Below are 17563 nucleotides of genomic sequence, written 5' to 3' on the forward strand. Positions count from 1 at the left end.
CCCACCCGATCGGCCGATGGAATCTCCTGACGGATGTTCATTGATACGTGAGTGACAGGAGTGTGCACATGACGGTGGAAACCGAACCCACCGCGGCCCCCGGCCCAGGCCGCGCGACCGTGGAAGTCCGGGCCCAGCTCAGCCTCAGCACGACCGCGGCGCGGAACCTGGCGACCACGACCAAGTCGAAGCCGCAGATGCAGGAGATCACCTCCCGCTGGCTGCTGAAGATGCTGCCCTGGGTGCAGGTCAGCGCGGGTACCTACCGGGTCAACCGCCGCCTCAGCTTCGCCGCCGGGCGCGGCCGGGTGGGCTTCGCCAAGGCCGGTTCCACGGTGAGCGTGGTCGCCCCCTCGCTGCGCGAGGTGCCGGCGCTGCACGGTTACGAGGACGACGCGGTCCTGGAGGAGCTGGCCCGCCGGTTCGTGCAGCGGGACTTCGCGGTGGGCGACGTGCTGGTGCAGGAGGGTGCGCCGATCGAGGAGGTGTTCCTCGTCGCGCACGGCAAGGTGGACCGGATCGGCACCGGCAAGTACGGCGAGCAGACCGTGCTCGGCTCCCTCGCGGACGGCGACCACATCGGCGACGAGGCGCTCACCGAGCCGAACGGCACCTGGCCGTACACCGTGAAGGCGGCGACGTCGGGTGTCGCGATGGCGTTGCCCTGGGCGGTCTTCCAGGAGCTGGTCGACCGCTCGGACTCACTGCGCGAGCAGTTGCTGGGCTTCGCCGCCGACGCCGCGCAGGCCCAGAACGAGCACGGCGAGGCGCGGATCGACCTGTCGGCCGGCCACGAGGGCGAGTACGAGCTGCCCGGCGCGTTCGTGGACTACGAGCTGAGGCCGCGCGAGTACGAGCTGAGCGTCGCGCAGACCGTCCTCAAGGTGCACACCCGGGTCGCGGACCTCTACAACAAGCCGATGAACCAGACCGAGGAGCAGCTGCGGCTGACCATCGAGGCCCTGCGGGAGCGGCAGGAGCACGAGCTCGTCAACAACCCGGAGTTCGGCCTGCTCGGCAACACCGACTTCGACCAGCGGATCCAGACCCGCTCCGGGGCGCCCACCCCGGACGACCTGGACGAGCTGCTGAGCTTGCGCCGGGACACCGACTACCTGTTCGCCCACCCGCGGGCGATCGCCGCCTTCGAGCGGGAGTGCAACAAGGTCGGTGTCTACCCGGCCACCGTCGACGTCCTCGGCAAGCGCCGGCCGACCTGGCGCGGGGTGCCGATCTTCCCGTGCAACAAGATCCCGGTGTCCGACCAGCAGACCAGCGCGTTCATCGCGATGCGGGTCGGCGAGGACAACCAGGGCGTGGTCGGGCTCACCCAGATCAACATCCCGGACGAGGTCGAGCCGGGTCTGAACGTCCGCTTCATGGGCATCGACGAGAAGGCGGTCGCCTCCTACCTGGTCAGCACCTACTACTCGGCGGCGGTGCTGGTGCCGGACGCGATCGGCGTGCTGGAGAACGTCGAGCTCGGGCACGCCCGGGGCTGAGCCGGGCCCCTAGGCCCCGGGGGCGGGCGCGCGCAGCAGCTGCAGTGAGCGCCCGCCCAGGACGACGGCGCCGTGCGGGTACGGCTCGCCCGTGCCTCCCGCCGCCCCGGCCGTGCCTCCCGCCGCCCCGGCTGTGCCGACTGCCGCCCTGGCCGTGCCGACTGCTGCCCCGGCCGTGCCGACCGGAGTCTCGGCCGTGTCGATCACCGTCTCGTACGGGGCCTCGGGCGCCGCCCAGGGCTCACCGGGCAGGGTGAACACCGTGGCCTGGTGGCCCGCGTTGAGCAGCAGCAGGAAGCTGTCGTCCCGCAGCGGCCGTCCGGTGTCGTCCCGTTCGGACATCGCGGTGCCGGACAGCAGCATGCCCAGGCAGGCGGTCGGCGCGAACCAGTCGGCCTCGGTCATCTCCTTGCCCAGCGGGGTGAACCAGGCCAGGTCGGGCTGGCCGCCGGGGGTGGCGGCCCGGCCCGAGAAGAACGCCCGCTGCCGCAGCACCGGGTGGGAGCGGCGCAGCCGGATCAGCCGGGCGGTCAGCTCGGTCAGCTCCCGCCAGCCGGGCTCCGCCAGCAGTGACCAGTCCAGCCAGCTGACCTCGTTGTCCTGGCAGTAGGCGTTGTTGTTGCCGCCCTGGGTGCGGCCCAGCTCGTCCCCGGCGGTGAGCATCGGGACGCCGGTGGAGAGCAGCAGGGTGGCCGTCAGGTTGCGCAGTTGGCGCAGCCGCAGCGCGCGGACCGCCGGGTCGGCGGTCTCGCCCTCGACGCCGTGGTTCCACGAGCGGTTGTCGTCGGTGCCGTCGCGGTTGGCCTCGCCGTTCGCCTCGTTGTGCTTTCGGTCGTAGGAGACCAGGTCGCGCAGGGTGAAACCGTCGTGCGCGGTCACGTAGTTGACGGAGGCGTACGGGCGGCGGCCGCCGCGCTGGTAGAGGTCGGAGGAGCCGGAGAGGCGGTAGCCGAGCTCGCGCACGTCGGGGCGGGCGCCGCGCCAGAAGTCCCGTACGGTGTCGCGGTACTTGTCGTTCCACTCGGCCCACAGCGGGGGGAAGCCGCCGACCTGGTAGCCGCCCGGGCCGACGTCCCACGGCTCGGCGATCAGCTTCACCCGGCTGAGCAGCGGGTCCTGGGAGACGGCGGCGAGGAACGGGTGGTCCATGTCCACGTCGTCGCCGCCGCGCGGGCCGCCGCGGGCGAGGGCGGCGGCGAGGTCGAAGCGGAAGCCGTCCACGCCCATCTCGGCGACCCAGTAGCGCAGCGAGTCGGTGATCAGCCGGATCACCTGCGGGCGGCGGGTGTCCAGGGTGTTGCCGCAGCCGGTGTAGTCGGCGTAGCCGCGCGGGCGGTTCGGCGGGAGGCGGTAGTAGGCGGCGTTGTCGATGCCGCGCAGCGAGAGCATCGGGCCGAGCTCGCCGGCCTCGGCGGTGTGGTTGAACACCACGTCCAGGATCACCTCGATCCCGGCGGCGTGCAGGGCGCGGACCATCCGCTTGAACTCGCCGACCTGGCCGCCGCGCGAGCCGGAGGCGGAGTAGCCGGCGTGCGGGGCGAAGTAGCCGACCGTGTTGTAGCCCCAGTAGTTGACCAGGCCGCGCGCCTGGAGGTGGTCCTCGGTGGCGTACTGGTGGACCGGCAGCAGCTCGACGGCGGTCACGCCGAGGCGGGTGAGGTGGGCGATCGCGGCGGGGTGGGCGAGGCCGGCGTAGGTGCCGCGCAGGTGCGGCGGGATCTCGGGGTGGCGCATGGTGAAGCCGCGCACGTGCAGTTCGTAGAGGACCGTCTCGGCCCACGGGGTCTTCGGGCGGTGGTCGTCGTACCAGTCGTCGTCATCGTGGACGACCACGGCTCTGGGCACGTAGGGCGCGGAGTCGCGGTTGTCCCGGACGGTGTCGGCGACGTCGGCCTCCGGCCAGTTGCGGACGGCGGCGCAGGCGGCGTCGTGCGAGGTGTAACAGCCGTCGACGGCGCGGGCGTACGGGTCCAGCAGCAGTTTGGCCGGGTTCCAGCGGGCGCCGGTCCACGGGTCCCACCGGCCGTGCACGCGGAAGCCGTAGCGGGTGCCGGGGCGCACGCCGGGGAGGAAGCCGTGCCAGATCTGGAAGTCCTGCTCGGTGAGGCGGTGCCGGCTCTCCCGGCCGTCCTCGTCGAAGAGGCACAGCTCGACGGCCTCGGCGCCGGCCGCCCAGAGCGCGAAGTTGGTGCCCCGGCCGCCGACTTGGTCGGTCCGGAAGCGGGCGCCGAGCGGCTGCCAGCTGCCGGGCCGCGGTGGCTCGACTGATGGCTCGACGGTGTGCGGGCCGCCGTCCGGCCTTACCCCGGCTTCCAGCTCCTGCCCTGACGCCATGGCCGTACCCTCCCTGGGCGGGGTGTCCCGGACCCCGTTCACTTCCTCTTTCCCGGATTGCGCAGATCGGAAGCCGCTGAACGGGGGCTTACCGGCGGATGGCGGGCAGGGGATCGCCGGTGGATGGCGGGATTCCGGGCCGCTCGGCGTGTCCCCGGGTCGGCGCCCGTCGTTGTTCCGGGCGTCGGACGCGAACAGTGGGAGGCCCCGGGATGCGGTGCCGAGGACGGGTGTGGGCGCGGGGCGCGGCGGTGGTGGCCTGCTGTCTGGCCGTCCTCACGGGCTGCGGCAGCGGCGGCTCCCCGGCCGCGCCCGACGGGGACGCGGTCGGCTCCGGGGCGCCCACCGCGCCCCCGGCGGAGGCGCCGTCCCGGGCGGTGCTCACCGTGCAGCCGGCCGACGGCGCGCAGGACGTGCAGCCGGAGGGCGCGGTCCGGGTGGGTGCCGCGCAGGGCCGGCTGGTGTCGGTCCGGCTGGCCGACGCCAAGGGCACCGAGGTGCCCGGCACGATCACCCCGGACGGCGCGGGCTGGGGGCCCGACGGCCCGCTGCCGCTGGGCACCGCGTTCACCCTGGACGCCGTCGCCGAGGACGACCAGGGCCAGAAGGCCGCCCAGCACTCGGCGTTCTCGACCGTCGCCCGGGCGCACACCTTCGTCGCCTTCTTCACCCCGGAGGACGGTTCCACGGTCGGCGTCGGCATGCCGGTCTCGCTGCGCTTCAGCCGCCCGATCGCCGACCGGGCGGCGGTGGAGAAGGCCGTCCAGGTCAGCGCCGACCCGCCGGTGGCGGTGGCCGCGCACTGGTTCGGCAACCAGCGGCTGGACTTCCGCCCGCAGCAGTACTGGGCGGCCGGCACCAAGGTCTCGGTGGCGCTGCGGCTGAAGGACGTGCAGGGCGCGCCGGGCGAGTTCGGCAGCCAGAGCCGGGACCTGCGCTTCACCGTCGGCCGGGCGCAGGTCTCCACCGTGGACCTGGACGCGCACACCCTGACCGTCCGGACCGGCCAGGGCGGCAAGGTGGTGCGGGTGCTCAAGGTCTCCGGCGGCAGCCCCGACCACTCCACCTACCGGGGGGTGATGGTGGTGTCGGAGAAGTACAAGGTGACCCGGATGAACTCGCAGACCGTCGGCATGGGCGACGAGTACGACATCAAGGACGTCCCGCACGCGATGCGGCTGACCACCTCCGGCACCTTCCTCCACGGCAACTACTGGGCGGACCCCAAGGTGTTCGGCACCGCCAACACCAGCCACGGCTGCATCGGCCTGGCCGACGCCAAGGGCGGCACGAGCAAGGACACCCCGGCGGGCTGGCTGTTCGAGCACACCATCGCGGGGGACGTGGTGGAGGTGAAGGGCCCGTCCGGGGACTTCGTGCCGCCGCAGAACGGGCTGAACGGCTGGAACATGCTCTGGGAGCAGTGGGTGGCCGGGAGCGCGCTGCGCTAGCCGCGGGCGCCCGTCGCGCCGTCACGCCCGGTTCACCCACCTTCACCCGGTTCTGCTCGGTTCCGCTCGACACCCCTGCGAATTCACTCGAACAGCCCAGTTATCCTGCTCCGACGCGTCCGCAGCCAGGCGCGAAAGATCGGCGCCCGGTGCAACTCATGGGGGCACTCAACGCGTCAAGAGAGTGAATACCGGGAGGGGAGAAACCGTGAAGACGGGTAAGACGGCCGGCGCCGCGATACGTACCACCAGCCGCTACGCGATGGCGTTGGCCATGGGTGGGGTGTTGCTGCTCACCGCGGCCTGCAACGACGACAAGGGCAGTGGCTCCGGCGGCTCAGGGGGATCCGGCGGGGGCAACGCGGCCAGCGCGCCGGCCTCGGCGGACGGGGGCGGTTCGGGGACGCCGAAGACCTCGGCCGCGGTGATCGCGGTCGAGCCGAAGGACGGTGCCCAGGACGTCCAGCCGACCGGGCTGCAGGTGTCCGTCTCGAACGGCAAGCTCACCACGGTCGAGGTGACCGACAAGGACGGGAAGCCGGTCGAGGGTGCGATCGCCCCGGACGGCACCGGCTGGAAGCCCGCGGCGGCGCTCGCCGTCGGCATGGCGTACAAGGTGAACGCGCAGGCCAAGGACGGGGCGGGCCTGGTGGCCGCGTCCACCACCTCGTTCACGACCCTGACGCCGGACAAGAAGATCTCCACCAACGACAACATCAGCGACGGTGCCACCTACGGCGTCGGCATGATCGTCTCGGTGGAGTTCAACAAGGCGGTCAAGAACAAGGACGCCGTCCTCAAGGGCATCACCTTCGAGACCGGCAACGGCACCGTGGTGAAGGGCCACTGGTTCGGCGACAAGCGGGTCGACTTCCGCCCGGAGCAGTACTGGGCGCCGGACACCAAGGTGACCGTCAAGTACCGGCTGAAGAACGTCGAGGTCGCCCCGGGCATCTACGGCGACGTGGACAAGGACGAGCCGTTCACCATCGGCCGTTCGCAGATCTCCACCGCGGACGCCAAGTCGCACCAGATGACCATCGAGCGGAGCGGCCAGAGCACCACCGTGCCGGTCACCCTCGGCGCGGACGCCACGCCGTCCTGGGGCGGGGCCATGGTGGTCATGTCCAAGGAGAAGGTCACCCGGATGAACTCGCAGACCGTCGGCCTCGGCGGCGAGTACGACATCCAGGACGTGCCGCACGCGATGCGGCTAACCACCTCCGGCACCTTCGTGCACGGCAACTACTGGGCGAATCCTTTCGGCAAGTCCAACGCCAGCCACGGCTGCGTGTCGATGCAGGACGTCAAGGGCGGCAGCGACACCTCGGTGGCGGGCAAGTTCTTCAACGACTCGATGGTCGGTGACGTCATCAAGGTCGTGAACACCAAGGAGAAGACCGTCGACCCCTCCAACGGGCTCGGCGGCTGGAACGTGGACTGGGCCAACTGGTAGTCCCTACCCGGAGGTTGGCCCGGCTAGTCCGGGCACTCCGGTGAGTTTGTCGCCGAGCGGTCCGATCCTCACCCGTTGGGGTCGGGCCGCTCGGCTTTCCGGGGCGGGAAGCCCCGCGCATGTCGCAACCTTTCCGATGGCCGGGTGCGTGTATCCGGTCGGGTCCGTCGCAGGTCCGTCGTAGGACCGTCGCGGGTTCACGGGGAGTTCGGGGAGTCCAGAGAGAGGGAATCGACGTTGAGGTCGATACGCAGAGTGGTTACCGCCGGCCTGGTCGGCGGGGCGATGGCGCTGACGGCCGCCTGCGGCGGTGGCAGCGGCGGCAGTGGGGGCGGCAGCGCGGCCAAGGCCGACCTGGGGGCCGGTGCGGCCGCATCCAAGCCCGCGGCGGCGCCCACCGGCACGGCGCCGAAGGTCTCGAAGGCCGCGGTGAGCATCGAGCCCAAGGCCGGCTCGGTGGACGTGGCACCGAACGCGATCAAGGTCGGTGCGACGGGCGGCAAGCTCACCACCGTCAAGGTGAGCGACCGGACGGGCCAGGAGGTCCCCGGCACCATCTCCGCCGACGGCGCCTCCTGGACCCCGTCGGCCGCCCTGGCGGTGGGCACCGCCTACCAGGTCAGCGCGATGGCCGCGGACGCCGACGGCGCGGTCGCCACGGCCGACAGCAACTTCACCACGCTGACCCCGACGGCGCTCGCCAAGGCCTCGGACAACGTGGACAACGACGCCACGTACGGCGTCGGCATGATCGTCTCGGTGAACTTCAGCAAGGACGTCAAGAACAAGGACGAGGTCCTCAGGGGCATCACCTTCCAGGCCGACAACGGCACCGTGGTCAAGGGCCACTGGTTCGGCGACCGCCGGCTGGACTTCCGCCCCGAGCAGTACTGGGCGCCCGGCACCAAGGTGGTCGTGCACTACCGCCTCAAGAGCGTCGAGATCGCCCCCGGGGTGTACGGCGGTGACCGGGACGAGCCCTTCACGATCGGGCGATCCCAGATTTCGACGGTTGACGCCGCCGCGCACAAGATGACGGTCGTCCAGAGCGGGCAGTCCAGCGACATCGACATCACCGCCGGCTCGCCCGAACACGCGACCTGGAACGGCACGATGGTCGTCATGGCCAAGGAGGGCGTGGTGCGGATGCAGTCCAGCACCCTGCCCGGCATGACCGGTGCGCCGTACGACCTCCAGGTGCCGCACTCGATCCGGCTCACCGACAGCGGGACGTACGTGCACGGCAACTACTGGAGCAACGTCTTCGGTGAGGACAACGTCAGCCACGGCTGCGTCGGGCTCAAGGACGTCAAGGGCGGCGGGGACAGCACCTCGATGGGCAAGTTCTACAGCGGCTCGATGGTCGGGGACGTCGTGGTCGTGAAGAACTCGACCAAGAAGGAGACGCTCGACCCGTCGAACGGGCTGAGCGGCTGGAACGTGCCGTGGGGCTCCTGGTAGGAGCGGTCGGGGGGTCAACTCGGGCTTGACGGAAGTCGGTCCGGGTCGGCCCCCTCTTGCATCCGGCATATGCCGACTCGGGGGAGATCGTTTGCTCATTGTCCGTACGCGCCTGCTTGCGTTCCGCAATGATGGTCCGCATGGCGGGTTGGGGCGAAACAGATCAGTCATCAGTTCCCGGGGCCGGCACGGTCGCCGAGGCGTCCTGGATCGACGTCCAGGGATCGCTCTCGGCGCTGGAGCGGCTCAGCTCCGAGGAGCTGGAGGAGATGTATTCCGGCAGGCTGTGCGATCAGTCCTCGCCGAACGAGGTACGGCTGCCGTCCCGGCCGGAGTCGGGCCCGGTGGCCCGCCGGCTGGTGCTGTCCGTCCTGGAGTCCTGGGACCTCCACCCGTACCTGGAGGCCGGTGAGTTGCTCACCAGCGAGCTGGTGGCCAACGCGGTGCGGCACGCCGCAGGGCGCACCATCGGCCTGCACGTCAGCCGCAAACCGGGCTGGCTGCGGGTCGAGGTCCGCGACTCCTCCCGGGCGCTGCCCTGCATGATCCTCGCCGAGCCCAGGCCGGTGAACGAGCGCGGCCGGGGGCTGAAGATCGTCGACGACCTCTCCGACCGCTGGGGCGCGGACCTGCTGCCCCGGGGCAAAGGGGTCTGGTTCGAGCTCAAGGTGCGCGAGCGGCCCTGAGCCGCGCTCTCGGGTCCGGATACACGCAGGGCCCCCGAGAGCGCCGTGGTCCGGCGGATGGGGGCCCCTGCAAGTCATCGCGCCGGCCAAGGGGGTGCGTGCCCGCGCGATGGGCGTCGGCAGTGCCAGGTCGGGCCCGCCGAAGTTCGATGCCTTGACTATCGCATGGATCTCAGCATGTGGGCAAACCGGACGGCTTGGAATGCAAGGTTTGTAACCTAGTTCACCTTTGGATTTTGCATAGGTTAACGCCGCCACCTGTGAATATTCATGATCGCGATGATGTGCTCATCGCTTGGCGGGCGCGGGCGGCGTGTGTGCGGACGGCCGCGGGGGAGAGGTGTCGGCGGGGCGGCGGCGGTGCCTTGGGGGTGCCACGGCAGGCGCGGCAGAGGCCGCCCAGGAGGGCATGCGGGCGGCAGGGGGTGCGGCAGTCGGTGCACTCGATGATGCGGGTGGGTTGCGGTTCGGGGCGCGAGCGCTCCGGGGGCATCTTGTCGAGCAGACGACGGCGGGTGAACGCCACCGGGCTGTGGACGCCCTCCGGTGGCAGGCCTGCGGTGAGAGCGGCCGTGAAGAGGGCCAGGGTGGTGCCCCGGGCCAGCCACTCGGCGGCCAGCGGTTCCAGGGCCGCGCAGTCGGCGCCGGAGAGCGGGAGACGGGCGTCCGCGATGCCGAGGCCGGCGAGCGCGGCGTAGGCGGGGGAGACAGGGGAGGCGCGTCGCTCCTTCGGGGGATCGGGCGCGTTTTCCGTTGACTCCCGGGGGCTTTCGCCGGTGGCGATGAAGTGGTTCCACCAGGCGTCGCTGCGCGGCGTCCGGGAGAAGTACGTCCGGAACACCCACTGGGGGCGGTCGGCGTTCACGCGCTCGCGGACGCGGCGCAGGTGACCTGCGGCGGAGAGGTTGTTGAGCGCCGTGCGACAGGCCATCTGGCCGTAGTGCGGGTTGATGGCGGCGAGCGTTTTGACGTCCATGGCGGCGCCGTCGGGCAGGTGGTCGATGAGCGAGGCGAGGTACGCCTCGCGCGCCGGAAGATCCGCGAAGTACCTCGCAGAACGGGGAAGTTGCCCCGGCGCGGACTGCTTGCCGTATCCGGGCGCGGCCATGGCAGTAGAGTCGTGGGTAGCCACAGGATCGAATCCTCTTCGATCGTGCCGGTCAGACCCCCGTTCGGTGTTCGTAGCACCGGCGGGGGTCGATTCATTAGTGCGCACGCTACACGGAGGGACCGACTGTGGCGAAGCGATGACGAATAGTCATATCTGCTGTGCACAGCGGTGGTTGGAAGGTGATTACCCACCCATTCAATTAAGGGGTCACTCGTCTTCGGCGGCTTGAGCTTCGGGGGCGAAGGAGACGAACGCGGACCACGCCTCGGGGGAGAAGGCGAGGGTCGGGCCGGCCTTGTCCTTGGAGTCCCGGACGTGGATGGCGGAGGGGCAGGACGCGACCTCGACGCAGTTGCCACTGTCGAGGTCGCTGTAGCTGGACCGGAACCATGGCCTTTCGGTGTTCACAGTTGCTCCAGTGTTTTTCGGATGAGCTGTGCTGATTCCCGTGGGTTCAGGGCTTGCGAGCGGATCATTGCGTGGCGTCGGCTGAGTGCGCCTACGAGTCGCGGTTCGGAGTGGAGAGCGTTCGTTAGGTGCGTCTCAACGTACGCATACTGCTCGTTGTTGATCGTTTCCAAGATGGCGAGCGATCCCGGGAGTCCGGAAGGCGTCACCTGTGCGATAGGTACGATCTGGATCCGGATGTTGCGTGAGTCCTCGAACTCAAGCAGCCGGTGGAGCTGCTCCTTCATGGCCTCCCTGCCGCTGATGGAAGTGTGGAGGGCTGCTTCGTAGATGGTGAAGCTGAACAGCACCTCGGGCTCCATGAGCCTCTCTTGTCGCTTGAGGCGAAACGCCAGGCGTTCCTCAATGGTGGCGCTGTCCACGGGTGGCATGTGATGGCTGAGGAGTGTGTTGGCGTAAGCCTTGGTCTGCAACAAGCCCGGGATGTGAAGGGCTTCGTAGAAGTAGCAGGCAACCGCCTCCTTCTCAACGTCAAAGAAGACATCGCTGCGCGCAGGTCTGGCCTCGGGGGTGAGGTAGGGGTGAGCGCCCACCAGCATCCCCTTCGCGTCGCACAGCTCATCCGCCACTTGAAGCAGTTTGAGCGACGGCCGGCGCCTCCCCGCCTCCATCGACCGCACGCTCTCGATGTCGTAGCAGGCAGCCTGGCTCAGCTGCTCCCGCGTCACACCCGCGCGAGTACGCCATCGCTTGAGCTGATCGCCGCAGTACTTCCATGACATCGGGTTTTCCTTCGGCGTGCTCATCCCCGGTGGCCCCTCCCTGCCCTGGTCGCAGGGCGGTTCAAGCTCTCGCTGTACCTGCGGTGTAACTGCTGAGGCTATGCCCGTCTGTCGACCCTTGAAGGGTGAAGTGGCCGAACTCAGCCCTTGTGAGTGAAGCCGTCCGTACACCCCCTCAAGGATTCTGATGCTCACTCAGCCCGTCGACGCCGTCGAGTGGATGTTCCCCCGCCTGCCCCGCAGCGCCGGCCGTGCCCGGATCCGCTTCCTCCGGATGGCCTTCGAGTGGGAGGTGCCCGTCGACTCGGCGGAGACCGCGCTGATCCTCCTCAGTGAACTCGTCACCAACGCCTGCCGCCACGCCCGGTCCCCGCGTGACCGGATGATCGGCGTCCGAGTTCTCCTTCCCACCTCCTCCCTGCTCCGCATCGAGGTCTCCGATGCGAACCCCGAGCTCCCGACCCTCCGCCACGCCACCCCGGAGGACGAGTCCGGCCGGGGCCTCGAACTCGTCGCGGCGCTCGCCACCTCCTGGGGCGCCCACCCCCGGGGCGAGGGCTACATCGGCAAGACCACCTGGTGCGAACTCGCCCTCCCCACCCCGGCCAACCCGCACGACTGACCACCCCGCCACCCGCGCGGGAAGTCGGCCCAGCCGACTTCCCGCGCGGCCTGGCGGCGGTTACTCGTAACTGTGGCGAAATCACCCGTTTGCGTCCCCCTGCTTGTGCCCTCGGGGGCTCCGCGTGTGAGGTCTGCGGGTTCCGGGGAGGTCACTGGCGTGTGGCAGCCATTCCAGGCTTGCCGAAGGCCTGTTTGCGCGATTCACTTGCACAGAAGAGGCTGGAAACCCGCGAAGGGGGGATCACAGATGCTGCTGAACTTCAGGGTCGCGAACCACCGCTCGATCAGGGACGAGCAATCACTACAGCTCAACCCGGTCTACGACGCGGACAGGCCTCCGGGAACGCACTGGGAAGCGGTGCCTGTGGTGGGCATCTTCGGAGCCAATGCCGCCGGCAAGTCGAACGTCATCGATGCGCTGGCGTACATGAGCAGGATGGTCGTCGACTCGTACCGTGACGCGGAGCCGGACGGGGGCGTGACCCGCCAACCGTTCCGCCTCGACGAAGCCGCGCGCAGCGAACCGTCCTGGTACGTGGCCGACCTGCTGATCGACGGAATCCGCTACACCTACGGGTTCAGCGTGGACGACAACCGGGTGGTCGACGAATGGCTACACAGCTTCCCTCATGGCAGGAAGCGCAAGATCTTCGAGCGTTCGGTCGACGGGGTGGAGATCGGTGACTCACAGCACCGGCGCGAGCTGGAGCTGGTTGAGAACATCACTGAGCCCAACGTCCTCTTCATGTCCCTCGCGGCCCGGTCACGGCAGCAGGACTTCCGGCCGGTGTACGACTGGTTCGCCCGTAGCCTCCTGTTCAGTCGGCGCATGGGCATGCTCGGCACAACGCGAATCCTTGAGAACCTGGATCGGCATCCCGAGCTCATCGGCCTGCTGCAGGCTGCGGACCTAGGGATCGCGGAATGCGGTACGGAGCGTGTGCTGCTTGATGAGGAGCAGTTGCGGAAGAGGTACGGTTCGCGCATCCCGCAGCGAGTGCTGGCGGACCTTGAAGAGCGAGGTCCGCGTGAGGTCATGCGCCCGTGGATAGGGCATCGCGGGCGTGACGGGATCGTCAGGATGGATCTGTCCGACGAGTCCGAGGGAACGCAGGCTCTGCTGCGGCAGGCGCCCCGATTCATGTCGGTGCTCCGATGGGGCGGGACCTTCGTGGTGGATGAAATCGATTCGAGCCTCCACCCGATTCTGACCGCACGCCTGATCGGGCTCTTCCAGAATTCCGCGACTAATCCGAATGGTGCTCAGCTGATCTTCACCTCCCATGATGCCAGCCTGCTCGGACGAGCTGACGGTGAAGAGATCCTGCGGCGCGACCAGGTCTGGTTCGTGGAGAAGAACGAGTACGGCGAGACCGAATTGGTCGCCCTCGCCGACTTCAAGCCACGCCAGGAGGAGAACCGCGAGCGGCGGTATCTCAGCGGGAGCTACGGCGGCGTGCCGTACATCGACGACAATTTTGCCAGTGCCGTGGCGGCGCGGGGGGACAACGATGGCAAGGGCTGCCAAGCCGAGCGGACGCAAGCGTCCCTGTTTTGACACCTCACTGGCCAGGCGGGCGGGACAGCGGGAGCCGAGGCAGAGGCTGCTGGTGGTCTGCGGCGCGAAGGCGACTGAGCGCGACTACCTTCAGGGGCTGAAGTCGAGCGCCCGGAATTCAGCGGTCTCCCTGAGGGTCGTTGAACATCCGAGGTCACCCTCCCAGGTCGTTGATCATGCCGAGCTTCTGCGTGACCAGGCCGGCGGTGAGTACGACGAGGTGTGGTGCGTTCTCGATGTCGACGAATTCCCTGACCTGGGGCAGGTGGTGGCCGAGGCGCGGAAGAAGAATATCGAGGTGGCGTTCTCAAATCCCTGCTTCGAAGTGTGGCTCCTGCTGCACTTCGCGGAGTATCGCCGCCCGGCTCGGTCGTTCAAGGAACTTGTGCCAGCGCTTGAGAAAATCTTCCCGACCGGATATGAGAAGGCCGGTATGAAGTTCGACCTCTACAAGCCGCACTGGCGGTTGGCCGCCAGCCGGGCGAAGCAACTGGCTGAGCCTGGGAACGAGCACGAGGTCAATCCCTCCACTGGCATGTGGAAGCTCGCGCTCGCCATCGGAGGCGAAGAGACGCAGCCGTGACGGGTCAGTACCATCGACCCGTGAACCTGTACTGGCACGTCGTACTGCCGCCGCTCAGCGCCTGACGGGCGCGCGCTCCGGTGGCTTGATCCCCTGCGACCCCGGCTCGGCCTGATGGCGGCCGCCGTGGGCTGATGGCGTGCGTCCGTTCTCGGAACCAGTTTCCCGATGGTCCTCGACGACGGAAGTTCACGACTGTGCCGAATCGCTTGTTCTCGCCTGCCCGTCCCCTGCCCACGGCTCTCCGTCGCGCCCGCCCCCGCGCGCTCGGCGGCCCGGTGCCGATCCTGCTCGCCGCCGTGCTCTGGGGCACGACCGGGACGGCGGCTTCGCTGGCTCCCGGGGGCGCCCCCGCGGCGGGGATCGGGGCTGCCGGGCTGGTGCTCGGCGGGCTGCTGCTGTTCCTGTCCGACCGCTCAGTCCGCACCCTGCCCCGGGCCTGCGGGCCGCGCGAGCGGTGGCAACTCGCGCTCGGCGCGGTCGCGGTGGCGGGGTACCCGGTCACCTTCTACCCGGCGGTGAGCCGGACCGGGGTGGCGGTGGCGACGGTGATCGCGCTGGGCAGCGCGCCGGTGTTCACCGGGCTGCTCGGGTGGCTCGCCGGGCAGGGGCGGCCGGGCGGGCGCTGGGCCGGGGCCACGGCGATGGCCGTCCTCGGGTGTGCGGTGCTGGTGCTGGGGCCCGAACTCGCCGGGGGCGGCGCTGCGGTGGACGGCCTCGGGGTGCTGCTGGCGGTGCTGGCCGGGCTCTCGTACGCCGTGTACTCGCTGGTCGGCGGGCGGCTGATCGCGGTGGGGCGCCCGTCCGGCGGGGTGATGGGGGCGATGTTCGGCGGGGCGGCGCTGCTGGTGCTGCCGGTGGTGGCCCTCGGGCCGGTGGGGTGGCTGCTCTCGGTGCGGGGCGCGGGGATCGTGCTGTACCTCGCGGTGGTCACCACCTGCCTCGCGTACCGGCTGTTCGGTCACGGCTTGCGGCACGCCACCGCGCAGACCGCCACGACGCTGACCCTCGCCGAGCCCGCCGTCGCCGCCGTGCTGGGCGTGGCGGCGCTGGGGGAGCGGCTGCCGGCCGTCTCCTGGTGCGGGCTCGCGGTGCTGGCCGGCGGGCTGGCCTTCCTCGCGCTCCCCGCCCGCCGGTAAGTGCACTGCCGCCGCACGGGAAGTCGGACCGGCCGACTTCCCGCGCGGCGGGGGCGGTCAGATGCCGAAGTGGGCGGTGATGCCGTCGAGGACGCAGTCGAGGCCGGTCTCGAACTGCCAGTCGGGGTCGTCCTTGCGGGTGGCCTCGTACAGGTAGCGCTCGTAGCTGGGGTAGCGGCCGGTGTTCATCAGCCAGGTCATCCGCGGGGCGAGGCCGGCCCGGGTCTGGTCGCCGTCGGACCAGCCGTGCTGCCGGCGGAGGTTCTCCAGGGCGACCTCGGCGGCGACCGAGCCGTGCACGTAGCCGCTGACGGCGCGGAACACCGCCATGGTGGTGTCGGCGTCCAGGCCGTGCCCGGCCAGGGCTGCGAACGCGCGCTCGGGGACGGCGAGTTGGTTGGGGGTGAGGGAGAACGGGGTGGCCGTCCGGACCGTCCACGGATGGGCCAGGGTCATCGCCCGGAGGTGGACGGCCAGCGAGCGCATGGCGTCCCGCCAGCCGTCGGCCGGGGTGTCCAGGGGGAGCCGGCCGTACACGAAGTCGACCATCAGCTCAATGAGTTCGTCCTTGCCGGAGACGTACCGGTAGGCGGCCATGGGGGCGACGCCGAGCTCTCCGGCCAGGCGGCGCATGGTGACGGCGTCCAGACCCTCGGCGTCGGCAATGGCGACCGCGGCCTCGGCGATCCGCTGCGGGGTCAGTGTGGTGCGCGGCGCGGGGGCCGGACGGGCGAGGCGCTCCCAGAGTGAGACCTGGGCCTTGTCGTCGCCGGCCGCGGGGGTGCCCCCGGCGGGTGCCTGCTGAGCGGGCATGGGGCGGGCTCCTTCCGACTGCGGTGTTCCTCACCGTATCACCCGGGCGTGTACGGCGTATCTGAAGCGTACGTCGTATCTACAGTGGACGGCGTACGCGCCTATGTGTACGTTGTATCTGTCGGATACGCCGTACACATCGCCGTACACGACATCGCGCCGTCCATCACATCCCGGAGGGGGACCCCCATGTCCACGGAGCAGAACCTGCAGATCGCGGTCATCGTCGGCAGCACCCGCGACGGCCGCTTCGGCCCGGTCGTCGCCGACTGGCTGCTCGGTCACCTCGACGCCCGCGGCGACGCGACCACCGACCTGGTCGATCTGGTGGAGACCCCGCTGCCGACCACCCTCCCGTCCTTCGGCGGCGAACCGTCGCCGGGCGACGCCGAGTTGCTGGCCGCCGTGTCGCCCCGGCTGGAGGCCGCCGACGCCTTCGTCATCGTCACGCCCGAGTACAACCACAGCTTCCCGGCCGCGCTGAAGAACGCCATCGACTGGCACAACCGGCAGTGGCACGGCAAGCCGATCGCCTTCGTCTCCTACGGCGGCCTCTCCGGCGGGCTCCGCGCCGTCGAGCAACTGCGGGTGGTTATGGCCGAGTTGAACGCGGCGACGATCCGCAACACGGTCAGCTTCCACGGCGCCGCCCACTGCTTCGACGCCGATGGCAAGGCCATCGACCCCGCCGCCGACGCCGCCGCCAAGACCATGCTCGACCAGCTCACCTGGTGGGCGCAGGCGCTGCGCAACGCCCGGCAGGCCCACCCGTTCGCGGCCTGAGCCGACCGGCGGCGGACGACGGTTCGGGGGTCAGGGTCGGCGGGGTCCGGGTCGGCGGACGGGGGGCCGGGCCTGGCGGGCGGGGGTCAGCCGGTGGCCGCCGGGCACTGGGCGGTGAAGCAGAAGCCGGTGAGCTCCGCGTCCCGGAGGGCCTGGAGGAGGGTGGGCCAGTCGCCCTCCGGGCCGGCCACGATGACCGAGTAGGCGACGCCGTCGGGGCCGACCAGGACGTGGTCGACCGCGCGTCGGACGGTGCCGGTCTCGGCGTGGTTGTAGGAGTACTCCAGCTCGGCGGTGCCGTTGGCGGTCTGCTCCAGCCGGAGACGGCGGTAGCCCGCGGACGCCTTGGTCTCCGCGAGGTTGGCGTCGATCGACTTGGCCTGCTCATAGGGGGACTGGGTGGTCATGGAGAACACCTGGACCAGGCTGGACTGGTTCGGGGTCTCGTAGAACGTGGAGCCGTTCTGCTCCCTCCGCTGCCACCCGTCCGGGACGAGGAGGGTGAACCCGTTCGGGTCCTGGACCCGGTTGAGGTGCAGCCCGGTGGGGGTCGGCGCGGGCGCCGGGGTGGTGGGCGTGGGCGAGGGCGTGGCGGAGGGTGACTCCGAGGCCGTGGGGGACGACGAGGGGGAGCCGGACGCCGTGACCGGTGGCGTGCCCGTCAGGGTCGCCGCACCGGTCGGCTTGCTCCCGCCCTCGTGCCGCGTCAGCAGGTACCCGCCGCCGCCCGCGAGCACGCCGAGGAGCGCCCCGGCGAGGGCGGCCACCAGCACCCGCCGGGACCGCCGCGTTCCGGCGGACGGCGGGCGCCCCGGTCGAGGGGCGCGCGGTGTGATCAGCGGTGGTGCGATCAGCGGTGGTGCGACCGGAGG

Annotated in this window: 16 protein-coding genes; 10 read left to right on the plus strand and 6 right to left on the minus strand. The window is 70.3% G+C overall.

Annotated features, from left to right (window positions below):
- Positions 1-68 precede the first annotated feature (68 nt).
- A complete protein-coding gene (locus tag ACZ52J_RS11450) occupies positions 69-1502 on the plus strand; it encodes a family 2B encapsulin nanocompartment shell protein (RefSeq protein ID WP_465617688.1) in 1434 nt (477 codons plus the stop codon).
- Positions 1503-1511: 9 nt separating this feature from the next.
- On the opposite strand, the gene glgX is transcribed toward ACZ52J_RS11450, so the two are convergent.
- The gene (gene glgX / locus ACZ52J_RS11455) at positions 1512-3836 is read right to left on the minus strand and encodes a glycogen debranching protein GlgX (RefSeq protein ID WP_465617690.1); all 2325 of its coding nucleotides are present in this window, start codon (positions 3834-3836) and stop codon (positions 1512-1514) included.
- Between the two features lie 212 nt (positions 3837-4048).
- Here glgX and ACZ52J_RS11460 point away from each other — a divergent pair, with 212 nt between their 5' ends.
- The 4 genes from ACZ52J_RS11460 (at position 4049) to ACZ52J_RS11475 (ending at position 8890) form a co-directional block, all read left to right on the plus strand.
- Positions 4049-5287, plus strand: a complete 1239-nt coding sequence (locus ACZ52J_RS11460) for a L,D-transpeptidase (RefSeq protein WP_465617692.1) — start codon at positions 4049-4051, stop codon at positions 5285-5287.
- Between the two features lie 208 nt (positions 5288-5495).
- Positions 5496-6743: a L,D-transpeptidase gene (locus tag ACZ52J_RS11465; protein ID WP_465617694.1), complete on the plus strand. Its 1248-nt coding sequence runs from the start codon at positions 5496-5498 to the stop codon at positions 6741-6743.
- Between the two features lie 255 nt (positions 6744-6998).
- Positions 6999-8204, plus strand: coding sequence for a L,D-transpeptidase (locus ACZ52J_RS11470; RefSeq protein WP_465617696.1), 1206 nt, complete (start codon positions 6999-7001; stop codon positions 8202-8204).
- Positions 8205-8344: 140 nt separating this feature from the next.
- Positions 8345-8890 carry an ATP-binding protein gene (locus tag ACZ52J_RS11475; RefSeq protein WP_465617698.1) on the plus strand — a complete coding sequence of 182 codons (546 nt, stop codon included), beginning with the start codon at positions 8345-8347 and terminating at the stop codon, positions 8888-8890.
- 268 nt (positions 8891-9158) lie between these two features.
- On the opposite strand, the gene ACZ52J_RS11480 is transcribed toward ACZ52J_RS11475, so the two are convergent.
- The 3 genes from ACZ52J_RS11480 to ACZ52J_RS11490 form a co-directional block, all read right to left on the minus strand.
- Positions 9159-9998 (minus strand): hypothetical protein, encoded by an 840-nt coding sequence (locus ACZ52J_RS11480; RefSeq protein WP_465617700.1) that lies wholly within the window; start codon positions 9996-9998, stop codon positions 9159-9161.
- A 210-nt stretch (positions 9999-10208) separates the two neighbouring features.
- Entirely contained in the window at positions 10209-10409 is a 201-nt protein-coding gene (locus ACZ52J_RS11485) for a DUF397 domain-containing protein (RefSeq protein WP_465617702.1), read from the minus strand.
- The gene (locus ACZ52J_RS11490; protein WP_465617704.1) at positions 10406-11215 is read right to left on the minus strand and encodes a helix-turn-helix domain-containing protein; all 810 of its coding nucleotides are present in this window, start codon (positions 11213-11215) and stop codon (positions 10406-10408) included. Before ACZ52J_RS11490 ends, ACZ52J_RS11485 begins: the two co-directional genes overlap by 4 nt.
- 163 nt (positions 11216-11378) lie before the next feature.
- Between ACZ52J_RS11490 and ACZ52J_RS11495 the strand changes: the two genes are divergently transcribed.
- From ACZ52J_RS11495 to ACZ52J_RS11510, 4 genes are all read left to right on the plus strand, one after another.
- Complete coding sequence (locus ACZ52J_RS11495; protein WP_360498727.1) at positions 11379-11813, plus strand: ATP-binding protein; 435 nt, start codon at positions 11379-11381, stop codon at positions 11811-11813.
- Between the two features lie 249 nt (positions 11814-12062).
- Positions 12063-13373 (plus strand): AAA family ATPase, encoded by a 1311-nt coding sequence (locus ACZ52J_RS11500; RefSeq protein ID WP_465617706.1) that lies wholly within the window; start codon positions 12063-12065, stop codon positions 13371-13373.
- Positions 13327-13956, plus strand: coding sequence for an RloB family protein (locus ACZ52J_RS11505; protein ID WP_465617708.1), 630 nt, complete (start codon positions 13327-13329; stop codon positions 13954-13956). The genes ACZ52J_RS11500 and ACZ52J_RS11505 overlap by 47 nt, the downstream gene beginning before the upstream one ends.
- Positions 13957-14153: 197 nt before the next feature.
- Positions 14154-15095, plus strand: coding sequence for a DMT family transporter (locus ACZ52J_RS11510; RefSeq protein WP_465617710.1), 942 nt, complete (start codon positions 14154-14156; stop codon positions 15093-15095).
- Between the two features lie 57 nt (positions 15096-15152).
- Here the strand turns inward: ACZ52J_RS11510 and ACZ52J_RS11515 are convergent, their stop codons facing one another.
- On the minus strand, positions 15153-15908 hold the full coding sequence (locus ACZ52J_RS11515; protein ID WP_465617712.1) for a TetR/AcrR family transcriptional regulator: 756 nt from the start codon (positions 15906-15908) through the stop codon (positions 15153-15155).
- A gap of 189 nt (positions 15909-16097) precedes the next feature.
- Between ACZ52J_RS11515 and ACZ52J_RS11520 the strand changes: the two genes are divergently transcribed.
- Complete coding sequence (locus ACZ52J_RS11520) at positions 16098-16691, plus strand: NADPH-dependent FMN reductase (RefSeq protein ID WP_360498732.1); 594 nt, start codon at positions 16098-16100, stop codon at positions 16689-16691.
- A gap of 86 nt (positions 16692-16777) precedes the next feature.
- Here ACZ52J_RS11520 and ACZ52J_RS11525 read toward each other — a convergent pair whose 3' ends face one another.
- The gene (locus ACZ52J_RS11525) at positions 16778-17464 is read right to left on the minus strand and encodes a hypothetical protein (protein ID WP_465617715.1); all 687 of its coding nucleotides are present in this window, start codon (positions 17462-17464) and stop codon (positions 16778-16780) included.
- Positions 17465-17563: the final 99 nt, after the last annotated feature.

Source organism: Kitasatospora sp. NPDC034035 (assembly GCF_055575755.1).